Genomic DNA, 12,467 nt, shown 5'->3' with positions numbered 1-12,467 from the left:
TACGTACAGACGGGCGCTTTTAGGATTACGTCATAACGCTCTAATCCACGGAAAAGGAACATTGTGAGTACCGAGCAGCGTCTGACCACCCCGTTCTCCGCGCAGACCACGGCTGCGGAGGTGATCGCGGGCCATGACCTCACCGGGCGGCGGATCCTGGTGACCGGCGGTGCGTCCGGCATCGGAACGGAAACCGTGCGAGCGCTGACCGCGGCCGGAGCGGAGGTCACGGTCGCCACCCGGCGCCCCGAGGCGGTGGAGCAGCTCCGGCGTGAAGCGGCCGGCGACCGCCGCAGCGGCCCCGTACACGGCGCGCGCCTCGACCTGGCCGACCTGGCCTCGGTGAAGGCGTTCACCGAGCAGTGGCAGGGGCCGCTCGACGTCCTGGTGGCGAACGCGGGCATCATGGCGCTCCCCCAGCGGGAAGTGGCGCGCAACGGGTGGGAGCTCCAGCTCGCCACCAACTTCCTCGGCCACTTCGCCCTCGCCACGGCACTGCACGGGGCGCTGGCCGAGAGCGGCTCCGCGCGCATCGTGGTGGTCAGCTCCGGCGCGCACCAGGGCGCGCCGTTCGACTTCGACGACCCGCACTTCGAGCGCCGCCCCTACGATCCCTGGCAGGCCTACGGCCAGTCGAAGTCCGCGGAGGTGCTGTTCACCGTCGGCGCCCACCGCTGGGCCCGGGACGGCATCACCGCCAACTCCCTCAACCCCGGGTACATCCTCACCAACCTGCAGCGGCACATCGACGACGACACCATGCGTTCGCTGGGTGTCATGGACGACCAGGGCAACCTCACCCCGCTGCCGTACTACAAGACCCCGGCCCAGGGCGCGGCAACGTCCGTGCTGCTCGCGGCCTCGCCGCTCCTCGAGGGCGTGAGCGGCCGGTACTTCGAGGACAACCAGCAGGCGCCGGTCTCGGCGGACGGCGAGAGCGTTCCGGGGAGCGTGGCCTCCCACGCCCTCGACCGTGAGGCGGCCGACCGGCTGTGGCACTACGCGTCCGACGCCCTGCGGGCCCGGTAGTCGACTTGTCGGCCCGCGTTGCCGACGACGGCCCGTCCGTCGCCCTGCGCGGTGCGCCGGGCGGCCGGGCACGGATCGACGTCCGCCGGCGGGCGAGTGGCGCGTTGCTCGTCTTCCGGGACGGTCACCAGGTGGTCGATGAAGCACTCCTGGTGTCCGCGGTCCGTACCTCTCGGACCATCGGATCGTAGGCAGCCGCCTCGTTGATGGCGGCCTGCACGGCAGCGTGGGCAGGAGTACCGCAGCCGCCAACCTGCTGGCCGCCGCCCGACGCGATGCCGATCCGTTCGTCCGGCCGGCCGGCCGGCCATAGGGATCCGTGCGGACCGCGTGTGAGGGACGCTTCCCCAGTTACGGCCGGCGGCCGCGGCGTGAGCCGTGCTCCGTGGCGCTCCAGGGGTGCGCCGCACAGCGCAGGAGGCCGACGCGGCGGCCTGGGGAGTAACCCGAGCGCTTCTTGATCGTTCCCGTGGTGGTGGCCGGCCTACCGGGTCCGGCCTCGGGTTTTCGTCTTGCGCGCGCGGTAGCCGCGATGGGGCGGAAGCCCCGGATCGGGATCGTGCGGCGGGCCCCGCGCTGGGGGCCAGGGGGATGTTCGACGATGTGTGGGCTGGTTGGTTACGCGGGTTTCGCGGACTGTGTGCCCCAGGGCACCGAGCACACTTCTCTGAAGGAGATGACTGAGACCCTTGCGTGCCGGGGGCCGGACGCCTCGGCGGTGTGGGCCGAGGATGCTGCCGGGTTGGGGCACACCCGGCTGGCCACCGTGGACCTGGTCGGCGGACGGCAACCGATGCTCCTGGCGCGCGACGGCCGGACGGTGCTGGCGGTGGCGTTCACCGGTGAGGTCTACAACCACGCCCGGCTGCGCGGGGAACTGACTGCCCTCGGGCACCGGTTCACGACTCGCAGCGACAGCGAGGTCGTACTCCACGCGATCGCCGCCTGGGGTGAACAGGCGCCCGCCCGGCTGGACGGCATGTTCGCCTACGCCGCCTGGGAACCGGACGCGCGACGGCTGACGCTGGCCCGGGACCGGTTCGGGATCAAGCCGCTGAGCTACACCCGAATCCGCGACGCGGTGGTGTTCGGCTCCGAGCCCAAAGCGGTGCTGGCGCACCCCGCGGTGGGCACACGACTGGAACTGGACGGGCTGCGGGAACTGCTGCTGTCCGCCCAGCCCATGATCAAAACACCCGGCCGCAGCGCCTTCGCCGGTCTGAACGAGGTCGCCGCCGGCACCGTGGTCACCGTCACCCCGCAGGGTGCGCGCACCCACCGCTACTGGTCGCTGACCCCGGTCGAGCACTGCGACGACCTGCCCACCACCATCGCGCGGGTGCGGCAGTTGCTGCAGGAGGCGGTCACCGGACAGCTGGCCGCCGACGTGCCGGTGAGCGTCCTGCTGTCCGGCGGCCTGGACTCCAGCGCGATCGCCGCGCTGGCCCGCCCCGCGGCCGGAACCCTGCACACCCTGTCGGTGGACGTCGGCAGCCGGGCCTCCTCCGAGGACGCCATGGGACGCGACCCGGACGGCCCCTACGCCGAGATGATGGTGGGTCACCTCGGCAGCGCGCACCGCCGGGTACGGCTGGCTGCCGGCACGCTCGCCGACCCCGCCCACCGTGCCCGGGTCGGCCGGCTGCGCGACGGGCTGACCCTCGGAGACTTCGACACCTCCCTGCTCCAGCTGTACCGCGCGGTGCGCGAGGACTTCCCGGTCACCCTGGCCGGTGACGGTGCCGACGAACTCTTCGGCGGCTACCGCTGGTTCACCCCCCGCGCCGCGACCGCAGAATCCTTTCCCTGGGACTCCGTGCTGGGCCGCGCCGACCTGACCCGACTGCTCGACCCGGCGCTGGCCGCCGCACTGGACCTGCCCGCACATCGCGCCGAACTCCACCGCACGGCCTGCACCGAGATCGAGCACCTGCCCGGCACCACTCCCGCCGAGGCCGCGCTGCGGCGCGACAGCTACCTCAACCTGACCCGGTTCCTGCCGTGCCTGTTGGATCGCGCCGACCGCCTCAGCATGGGCGTGGGCCTGGAGGTGCGGGTGCCGTTCCTGGACCACCGGCTGGTCGAGTACGTCTTCAACGCCCCTTGGGGGTTCAAGACCTTCGACGGCCGGGAGAAGAGCCTGCTGCGCGCCGCCGTCACCGACCTGCTGCCCGAACCGGTCCTGGCCCGGCGCAAGAGCCCCTACCCGATGGTCCGCGACCCGGCCTACCGCACGGCCCTGGCCGGGCAGGTGGAGCGCCTGCTGGCCGACGCCGGCCCCGCCACCGACCTGCTGGACACCACCGCCGTGCGCAGCCTGCTGCTGGAAGCCACCGGAGCGGACCGCTTCCCGCGCGAGGGGCTGGAACTGGTCCTGGACCTGGACCAGTGGCTGCGCACCCACCGGCCCACCCTCCACCTCTGACCACTGACTTCCGACGCCCCCTCCGAGAGCCACGGGACACCGCCATGCAGCACGTCGTGATCACCTCAGCCGTCCGCACGCCCATCGCACGCGCCCACAAGGGCGCCCTGGCCACCATCCGCCCCGACGACCTGCTCGCCCGCACCCTCGCCGAGGCCCTGGCCCGCACCCCCGGCCTGGAACCGGGCCACGTGGAGGACCTGGTCGTCGGCTGCGCCCTGCCCGGCGGCGAGCAGGGCTTCAACATCGCCCGGATCGCGGCCCTCCTGCTCGGCTGGGACCACGTGCCCGGCGTGACCGTCAACCGCTTCTGCACATCCTCTCTGCAGGCGATCCGCACCGCCGCCCAAGCCGTGCGCTGCGGCGACGCCGACGTCGTCATCGCGGCCGGAGTCGAGTCGCAGTCCCGGCTCAGCCACGGCAGTTCGGACACCTGGCCCGGCACCGAGAACCCCGCCTTCCACACCGCCGGACAACGAACCATCAGGCGCTCGCAGGCAGACCCGGGGCCCTGGAGCGACCCACGCGAACAGGGCGGGCACCCCGACCCCTACATCCCGGTGGGACTGGCCGCCGAGAACACCGCCGATCTGTACGGCATCACCCGCACCGACATGGACGCCTACGCCGCCCGCTCCCACAGGCTCACCCAACAGGCCATCGGCCAGGGCTTCCACTTCGGCGACATCGTCCCGGTCAAGACCCCGGACGGCACCACCGCCAGCGCCGACGACTGCCCGCGCACCGGAGTGACCCAGCAGAGCCTCGCCGCCCTGCCCCCGCGGTTCCGGCTCGACGGCAGGGTCACCGCCGGCAACAGCGCCCCACTGTCCGACGGGGCCGCAGCGGTCGTCGTCATGTCCGAGACCTACGCCCGCGCCCACGGCCACACCCCGCTCGCCCGCATCCTGGCCACCGCGGTCAGCGCCGGCACCCCCGAGACCGAGGGGCCCGTCCCCGTCGCCGCTACCCGCGCCGTCCTGGCCCGGGCCGGCCTGTCCCTGGCGGACATCGGCACCGTCGCCGGCAACGAGCCCTTCGCCGCCCAGGTCCTGGCCTACTGCACTGAACTGGGCCTGGACCCCGAGCGAATGAACCCGCACGGCGGCTCCATCGCCCTGGGCGAGCCCTACGGCGCGGCCGGCGCCCGACTGACCACCACCGCCCTGACCACTCTGCGCCAGGACGACCTCGACACTGCCCTGATCAGCATCGTTGCCGCCGGCGGCCAGGGCATGGCCATGCTCCTGGAACGCACCGTCTAGGACCACCACCCCACGCAGGCAACCCCGCAGTCCCCGCGCTACGTGGTGCTGCCCGCCCTCGGCCTGGGGTCGCCGTGCTCGTTGTCGTGGTCGGACCGCTGGTGGCGCTCGTGTCCGCCGCGCCGCTCTTCCCGCAGTCCCGGGTCCGGGTCAGAGCCGGCCTGCCCGGTAGACGAGGAGGGCGATCTGGACTCGGTTGTTGAGTTCGAGCCGGGCCAGGATGTGGGAGATGTGGGATTTGACGGTGGGGATGCTCATGTAGAGGTCCCCGGCGATCTGGGCGTTGGTCTTGCCCTGGCTGACGGCGAGGGCGACCTCGTGCTCACGGGGGCCGAGTTGGTCGAGCCGGCGCTGGGCGTCGGCGTGGGTGAGGGGCAGTGGAGCCGGTTCGCCGGTGGTGACGGCGGTGATGAGCTGGCCGAGCGCGTCGGGGGACATGACCGGTTCGCCTGCCGTGGCCCGGCGGACAGCGTCGATGATCTGGCTCGGCGGGGTGTGCTTGAGGAGGAATCCGGCCGCTCCGGCCTGCAGGGCACGCAGGACGTATCCGTCGGTGGTGAACGTCGTCAGCATGACGATCTCGGGTGCGTCGGCGCGGGCACGCAGTAGCCGAGTGGCCTCCAGGCCGTCCATGCCGGGCATGCGGATGTCCATGAGCACCAGGTCGGGCCGGTGTCGGTCGACCAGGTCGGTGACCTCGGTGCCGTCGGCGGCCTCCGCGACGACGGTGATGTCCTCGGCGGAGGCGAGCATCAGGCGCAGTCCGGCACGGACCAGGGCGTCGTCGTCAACGAGCAGGACGCGGGTCATGCAGGCCATGGCAGGTCGGCGCGGACGTGGTGGCTCTGGCCCTGCCGGCCGGCGGTGAGGGTGCCGCCGACCAGGACGGTGCGCTCCTTGAGACCGGTGAGACCGGATCCGCTGCCGGGCAGGCCGGGTCGGCCCGGGGCGGGCAGGGGGTTGGTGATCTCCACGGTGAGTCCTGTTCCCGGGGCGCCGCGCAGGAGGATGCGGACGGGTTGTGCCGGTGCGTGCTTGTGGGCGTTGGTGAGAGCTTCCTGCACGATCCGGTAGGCCGTGCGTGCGGTGGTGGCCGGCACCGTCGCCGGACGGGCGAGGTCTTGGTCGAGGTCGATGTGCATGCCGGTGCGGCGGGAGTCCGCAAGGAGGCGGGGCAGGTCGGCGAGGGCGGGCTGGGGTGGTTCGGGGCTCTGCTCCTGGGGCTGGAGCGGGGTGCGCAGAACACCGAGGACCTGCTGAAGGTCCTCCATCGCCTGGTGGGCGCTGGAGCGGATGACGCCCATGGCCTCGGAGACCTGTTGGGGGGTGACCTGCTGATTCACTTCGAGGGCGCCGGCGTGCACGCTCAGCAGCGACAGACGGTGGGCGAGTACGTCGTGCATCTCGCGGGCCAGCGACTCCCGCTCACGCTGGCGGATCTGCTCGGCCCGCCACAGGGCTTGTGTGCGGCTGTGTTCGCTGCGTTCGTGCAGGCCGCGCAGGAACAGGCCCCAGATCACCGCGGCCGCCACCAGGACACCTCCCGTGACCGTGGTGGCCAGGGCGAGTGCGGACACCGGCACAGTCACGGCGAGGTACAGCGGCAGGGGCAGCAGGGCCAAGACGGTGACGGCAGCGGTGGTCCGGGCCGAGCACAGGCTGGCGACGGTGAACAGCGCGACCAGGGCAGCGGGAATCAGCGAGACCAGCGTCGACGCCACGATCAGGATGACGGCGACAGCGACCGGCCACCTGCGCCGCCACAACAGCAGCGCACTGCCTGCCACGCCGAGCGCCCCGAAGCGGACGAATCCCGCGACCGCCCACGGGGTGATTCCCTCCACGCTGACGGTGGGGAAGGCCGGTGACGCAAGGCGCGGGTAGATGCCCAAGCCTCGTGTTTGCGCGAAGCTCACCGTCACGCACAGCGCCGCACTGCCGGCCGCGAGCGTCAGGTCGGCCATCCGCCGGGCGCGCCGCGTCTTTCCCCAGTCCATAACGCTCCAGCGTACGGGCCGCAGAAGACTCCCTCGCACCATTTCGACACCTTTGGGACCAAGGTCCTCTCACTCATATACCAAAGTATGGGGACACTCCCGGGGTCCATCTTTCGTCACCGACTTTCTGCCGAAGATAAGCCTGCCGGGACATTCTTAGCTTGTTTCCTGTCGAAGTAATTCACTCCGCTCAAGGAAACATCGATGAATCGCAAGTCGAATTTTGTGGGTCCCCTGCTGGCCGCCGCCGCTGCCGTCATCGGCGTCCTCGCCGTGGTGGGAAGTCTCCCTCCGGCCTCCCGGATGACTGCCCTGATCTCCCGCACCGTGTTCCCCGGCACCTTCTTCGGCCCGGCCCTGGCCCAGGTGTTGCTCCTGCTGTTGGGGTGTGCCGCCTTCGGCATCGCGCTCCACCGCGGTCTGCGGTCCCTGCAGGCCACGGCCGGCAGGACGGGCCGGTGAGCATCTCCGTGAACCGTACGGCTCCGGCCGTCGGCGCGGTTGTCGCCCTGACGCTTGCCCTTTCGGCCTGCAGCACCCTCACCGGCGTCACCTCGCCGGCTGCCGCCCGCGACCGGGCCACCGACGCCAAGCATCACGGCCATCCCGTCGACTGCGCCAAGGCCAAGTGCGTGGCACTCACGTTTGACGGCGGCCCCAGCGCCCCCACGCCCAAGCTCCTCGACGTCCTGAAGAGGGAGAACGTCCATGCCACATTCTTTCTGCAGGGAAAGGGACACAGCGCGAAGTACCCGCAGACGATACGGCGCATGGCCGCCGAGCAGCACGAGATCGGCAACCACACCTGGTCCCACCAGGACCTGACGAAACTCGACGCGAAGCAGATACGTGCCGAAATCCAGCCGGTGCAGAACGACATCGAGGAGGCGACCGGCAAGGCGCCGACGCTGATGCGGCCGCCGCACGGAACCACCAACGACGACGTGTCGAAGACCCTCAAGCACCTCGGACTGTCCCAGATCCTGTGGAGCGTCACCGCGAAGGACTTCGCGACCACCGACACCGCACTGATCAAAAGGAGAGTCCTCGAACAGACCCGCCGCGACGGGATCATCCTGCTGCACGAGCGCTACGCCGGGACCATCCCCGCCGTGCCCGGCATCATCAAGGACCTGCGTCGCCAGGGGTACACGTTCGTCACCGTGCCCCAGTTGATGTCTCCGGCCACACCTCAGCCCGGACAGGTCTATCGCCCCTGACCAACAACCCACCACCGTGCAGCCCGCAGGAGGCGTCACAGCCAGACGGCCGCGGCCTTGGAGAACTTCGCCGCGCCATCCGGTCCGGATGTGTTTTCCCCAAAAAATGAGCAACCGGCGCATTCACTGGTGCTCGCACCTCGCATGAATCGAAATCGCAGCATGAACTCATGCGAGACGTTGAGCACATGCACACCCATTCACAAAGCATGCCGCACCGGCCCGTCCGGTTGAAGGGTGCGGCGGATGGAAGGACGCCGTAAAATACAGGGATGGCCATATCCGCACCTTTTAGGCTGACCGAGCGTTCCTCGTCGTATTGGCGCGTGACATTCGAAAATCCTCCGATCAACCTGGTGACCTTCGAAGTCTTCGCGGCACTGGGAGAGCTCGTCGATCGGATGGACGCGGCTGAGGATCTGAAGGTGGTGGTCTTCGACAGTGCGGATCCCGACTTCTTTCTGGCGCACTTCGACATAGTGCCGCCCAAGGAGCCCTACACCGGGCCTGCATGGCTTGACGTGGCGGCACGCATGGCCCGGTCCTCCGTCATCAGCATCGCTTCCATCCGCGGCCGGGCGCGGGGCGTGGGCAACGAGTTCGCCCTGGCCTGTGACATGCGTTTCGCCAGCAGGGAGAAGGCCGTGTTGGGGCAGCCGGAAGTGGGGGTGGGGATTACACCAGGGGGCGGAGCCCCGGAACGGCTTCCGCTGCTGGTGGGGCGGGGACGGGCACTGGAAGTCATCGCGGGGGCCGACGACTTCGACGCCGATACGGCGGAGCGGTACGGCTGGATCAACCGGGCGCTCCCCGACGACGAGCTGGACGCATACGTTGACCGCGTCGCCACGCGCATCGCCTCCTTCGACCGACGGCCGCTGGCTGAAGTAAAAGCCTTGATCAACCGGTCGACGCTGCCGACCGAGGCCGACCTGACCGCCGGCCAGGACACGTTCCGGGCTTCGCTGACATGGCCGGAGGCGCGCGAGCGGATCGGCAGGCTCCTCCAACGGGGCATGCAGCAGCGAAGCGACCTCGAGTACCACCTGGGAGAGCAGATCGGTTCAGCTGCCTCGTGATGTGGAGCTTGCCGGTCCTGTCCGGGGCGCATCGTCCTGGGCAAGCACCGCACCAGGCCCTGCCCCGTCTCGCCAGGGGCCGGGCCGACGTCCTCTTCGCGATGCTCCGCGACGCAGCCCTCTACGAACCCCGGCCGGCCTCAGCCTGCTGATCCTCAGCGGCCTCACCGCACACGGGGCAGTCCCACTCGTCGACCGAGTCCGTCACGACCGGATGACCGCAGAAGTCGCATGGCCGCATGCCCTCGCCCAGCGGCTCTCGAACGGACGCGCCATCACTCATGACAGCCGGATTGCCACGCGACCACCTTGGCCAAAGGCATACGGGCACCCCCCACTCGGCGATCCGGCAACGGTACGGCGCCACAGAGCCGGACCCGGCGATGCGTGACCGCGTCCGCGCTTCCCCGGACGGCCCAACGGGTGGTTCCACCGCAGGTCGGACGGTGTCGCGCGTAGTTACGATTCGTCCGATATGGCCAAGTTGTTCGAATTTGAGCCGTGGCCGCTGACGTCCGATCACCGGGAGCGCACTTGTCCGCACTGTCGTCCTTCCCTGGCCCTGGGTCCCGCCCCACCCCCGACTCTCCCCTCCGCGGCCCGTCCGGTCCGGTCGCGCGGCACCGCCCGAACCGGCACGCGCGTCGAGCCGGCCGGTTCGCGGTCGCGGGGGTCCTGGCGGCGGGGCCGCTGTTCCTGCCCGCCGGGCAGGCCGCCGCGAGCGTACCCGTGACGGTCACCTTCACCACCGCGGGCGAGCACGCGTTCGCCGTACCCGCGGGAGTGTCCACGCTGACGGTCACCGCGATCGGCGCGCGCGGAGGCGAGATAGGCGGGGCGGGATCGGCGGTGACCGGCACCCTCACCGTGACGGGCGGCACCACCCTGTACGTGAACGTCGCACGGGGCGGCGGAGCAGTGCCGTCGGGGGACGGGGCGGGCGGCGGCGCGAGTGATGTGGCCACCTGCAGCACGAGTGCAGCCGGGTGCGTCCTGACCGGTGACCCCGCCACGGATCCCCGTCTCATAGTGGCCGCCGGCGGCGGCGGCGGAGCGCCCGCCTCCGGCGGCGCGGCGGCCGGCGGCGCCGGCGGCGACACCGGCACGGACGGCACGACCAGGCCGGTCGCCGAGGCCGCCGGAGGCGGTGGCGGGGCCACCGCGACCACCGGCGGGGCGGGTGGCGCCGCCTGCCAGAACGCCGACGGGACACCGGGCGTCACGGGCGAGCCCGGACTCGGCGGAGCGGGAGGCACCCTCGGGTTCGACGGAGGTGGCGGAGGAGGCGGCTGGTTCGGCGGGGGCGGCGGCGGCAGCTGCACCGTCAGCGGCACGACCAGATGGGGTGCGGGCGGCGGCGGAGGCGGGTCCAACCGGGTCCCGGCCGGCGGAACGTCCGCGGCGGCGACCGATCCCGCGTCGGTGACGATCACGTTCCAGGTCCCGGATCTGGCCATCACGACGACCTCGCTCCCGGCGGGCACGGTCGGCGCCCCCTACTCGGCGACGATCGCCACGACCGGAGGAGTCGGCTCACCCTCCTTCGCGGTGACCTCGGGCACGCTGCCTCCGGGCCTCGCCCTGAACACGACGACGGGGCAGATCACCGGGACCCCCACGACCGCCGGCACGTCCTCCTTCACGGTGACGGCCTCGGAGACGGACCCCGCGCAGTCCACCGACCAGGCCTTCACTCTGACGGTGTCCGCCACGACCTGCGCCACGGCCACCGCGACCATCACCGGAACCAACGGCCCCAACGTCCTGCTGGGTACCCCCGGCGATGACGTGATCTTCGCCCTGGGCGGGAACGACGTCGTGGACGGCCGCGGCGGCAACGACCTCCTCTGCGGCGGAGCCGGCAACGACACCCTGGCGGGCAGCGCCGGGGCGGACCGCGTCGAGGGCGGGGACGGCAGGGACGTCCTGACCGGTGGCGACGGCAACGACGCCCTGTTCGGCGACGCCGACAACGACGTCCTGACCGGCGGCCCCGGAACCAACACCAACAACGGCGGAACCGGCATCGACGTCTGCGCCAGCCCGCTCGTCGGTCCCGGCTGCAACCCCTGACCCTCCACCGGCCCGCCACCCCCCGTGGTGGCGGGCCGGGTACGGCCCGCTCCGGCCGGCGGCCGTGACGGACGGCGGCCGGGGGACGAAATCCCCGCTCAGTCTTCCGGGCGGATCCGGCGCCCCTTCTCCCGCACCGACGCCTGCGCGCTCAACTGCCCTACGGCCGAGGGCTCTCCGCTCACTTCATGAAGCCGATCACCAGCGGGTCCGACTCCGGCGCGATGTAGTCGCATGCCGGGGACTCGACGTGCCAGTGGTGGCTCGCATCCGCCTCGGAGGCGAAGCCCTCGATGTTGTCGGCGAGAAGGTCGAGCGCCTCCCGCCCTCCCCGGATCCTCAGGATCTCGCCCTCCGCGACGATCGAAGCGGTCTCGCTGTCCGGGTCCTCCCGGAACACGATCCGGGACAACGACCCTGCGTAGGGAAAGGGGTCCCCGCTCTCCGAGAGTTCGCGGCTTCCAGCCTTCCCCCGCAGCAGGCCTCCGAGCGCCAAGAGCTCCGGACGCGCCCCGGAGAGCTCGAGTTCCCTGGTCGTCCCGCTGTACAGAACCTGCAACATCTCATCGCCTCCGGTCCGGCGACCCCACCGATCACCAAGGTGGATCATCCTCCCCCGCGCTTCGACCCCGGTCGGGCTCACGGCCTCCACAGCAACTCTCAACGCGGTCCGCGACTTCGGTGTCCCGGCGCTCGGCCCGAACGTCGCGACTGCTCGACGGGGTCACCGGGCAGATCCCTGCTGCCTGCCGGCAGGAGACGGTGGTAGAGAATCAGGGCATGGACGTCCCCAAGCTGCTGGAAGCCGCCTCCCTGCTGGTTCCTGAGGAGACCGCCACCGAGAACGACATCACGGTGAACGATGTCTGGGAGTACCTCACCCGGGACGAGTGGGAAGTGGCCCTCGGGCTGCTGGAAGAACTCGGTGACGTCCAATCGCTGCCACCCGGTTTCTGGCACACCCTGGCCACCGCGGCCGAACAGATGCGACTGGACAAGAGTGCGGCCTGGTGTCATTGGCGCTGGAACGAGACGCGCCACGGCATCATCCGAGCCGATCTCACGCTCCGCCCGGCCGCCGAAGCACGACGGCAAACGCCCATCTCCGGTGCCGGCGTCCTGCGACCGATGTGGAACATCGGAAACCGGGCCCCGACCGGCGAACCCGCCCTCAACATCGCCCAGTTCTGGGTGGAGTTCACGCCCTTTCTGGAGCCCGGCGGGCGCGCCTCGGTACGACTTGCCCCTCTCACCCCCTCCCAGTGGCAGCACCTTCAGCCCGGCCAGGTCATCACCATGCACGAGGACCGAAGGGTGGCAGGTACGGCAGTCGTCCTTGAGGTTCATCGGCCCACCACATCCACCGCGTAGAAGCGCGC

General features: G+C 70.9%; 11 protein-coding genes. 8 read left to right on the top strand and 3 right to left on the bottom strand.

Going from position 1 to position 12,467, the window contains the following annotated elements; translation table 11 throughout:
- Positions 1–63: 63 nt before the first annotated feature.
- The 3 genes from IE265_RS27740 (at position 64) to IE265_RS27730 (ending at position 4,719) form a co-directional block, all read left to right on the top strand.
- The gene (locus IE265_RS27740) at positions 64–1,029 is read left to right on the top strand and encodes an SDR family NAD(P)-dependent oxidoreductase (protein WP_190038429.1); all 966 of its coding nucleotides are present in this window, start codon (positions 64–66) and stop codon (positions 1,027–1,029) included.
- A gap of 601 nt (positions 1,030–1,630) precedes the next feature.
- A complete protein-coding gene (gene asnB / locus IE265_RS27735; protein ID WP_190038428.1) occupies positions 1,631–3,454 on the top strand; it encodes an asparagine synthase (glutamine-hydrolyzing) in 1,824 nt (607 codons plus the stop codon).
- Between the two features lie 44 nt (positions 3,455–3,498).
- Positions 3,499–4,719: an acetyl-CoA C-acyltransferase gene (locus tag IE265_RS27730; protein WP_190038427.1), complete on the top strand. Its 1,221-nt coding sequence runs from the start codon at positions 3,499–3,501 to the stop codon at positions 4,717–4,719.
- 150 nt (positions 4,720–4,869) lie between these two features.
- Here IE265_RS27730 and IE265_RS27725 read toward each other — a convergent pair whose 3' ends face one another.
- Entirely contained in the window at positions 4,870–5,529 is a 660-nt protein-coding gene (locus IE265_RS27725) for a response regulator (RefSeq protein WP_190038426.1), read from the bottom strand.
- Positions 5,526–6,716, bottom strand: a complete 1,191-nt coding sequence (locus tag IE265_RS27720) for a sensor histidine kinase (RefSeq protein WP_229916613.1) — start codon at positions 6,714–6,716, stop codon at positions 5,526–5,528. Before IE265_RS27720 ends, IE265_RS27725 begins: the two co-directional genes overlap by 4 nt.
- Before the next feature lie 204 nt (positions 6,717–6,920).
- Here IE265_RS27720 and IE265_RS27715 point away from each other — a divergent pair, with 204 nt between their 5' ends.
- The 4 genes from IE265_RS27715 (at position 6,921) to IE265_RS39015 (ending at position 11,088) form a co-directional block, all read left to right on the top strand.
- Positions 6,921–7,178 (top strand): hypothetical protein, encoded by a 258-nt coding sequence (locus tag IE265_RS27715; RefSeq protein WP_190038425.1) that lies wholly within the window; start codon positions 6,921–6,923, stop codon positions 7,176–7,178.
- Between the two features lie 2 nt (positions 7,179–7,180).
- Positions 7,181–7,936, top strand: a complete 756-nt coding sequence (locus IE265_RS27710) for a polysaccharide deacetylase family protein (protein ID WP_190038469.1) — start codon at positions 7,181–7,183, stop codon at positions 7,934–7,936.
- Positions 7,937–8,208: 272 nt separating this feature from the next.
- Entirely contained in the window at positions 8,209–9,015 is an 807-nt protein-coding gene (locus IE265_RS27705) for an enoyl-CoA hydratase/isomerase family protein (protein WP_190038424.1), read from the top strand.
- 729 nt (positions 9,016–9,744) lie between these two features.
- Complete coding sequence (locus IE265_RS39015; protein ID WP_190038423.1) at positions 9,745–11,088, top strand: calcium-binding protein; 1,344 nt, start codon at positions 9,745–9,747, stop codon at positions 11,086–11,088.
- A gap of 181 nt (positions 11,089–11,269) precedes the next feature.
- On the opposite strand, the gene IE265_RS27695 is transcribed toward IE265_RS39015, so the two are convergent.
- Complete coding sequence (locus IE265_RS27695) at positions 11,270–11,650, bottom strand: Imm32 family immunity protein (protein WP_190038422.1); 381 nt, start codon at positions 11,648–11,650, stop codon at positions 11,270–11,272.
- 218 nt (positions 11,651–11,868) lie between these two features.
- On the opposite strand from IE265_RS27695, the gene IE265_RS27690 reads away from it, so the two are divergent.
- On the top strand, positions 11,869–12,459 hold the full coding sequence (locus IE265_RS27690) for a hypothetical protein (protein ID WP_190038421.1): 591 nt from the start codon (positions 11,869–11,871) through the stop codon (positions 12,457–12,459).
- Positions 12,460–12,467 lie beyond the last annotated feature (8 nt).

This window comes from Streptomyces fructofermentans, assembly GCF_014651055.1.
Taxonomy (GTDB): Bacteria; Actinomycetota; Actinomycetes; order Streptomycetales; family Streptomycetaceae; genus Streptomyces; species Streptomyces fructofermentans.
The sequence above is the reverse complement of the archived record's forward strand: the minus strand, read 5'-3'. Positions and strand labels throughout refer to the sequence as shown.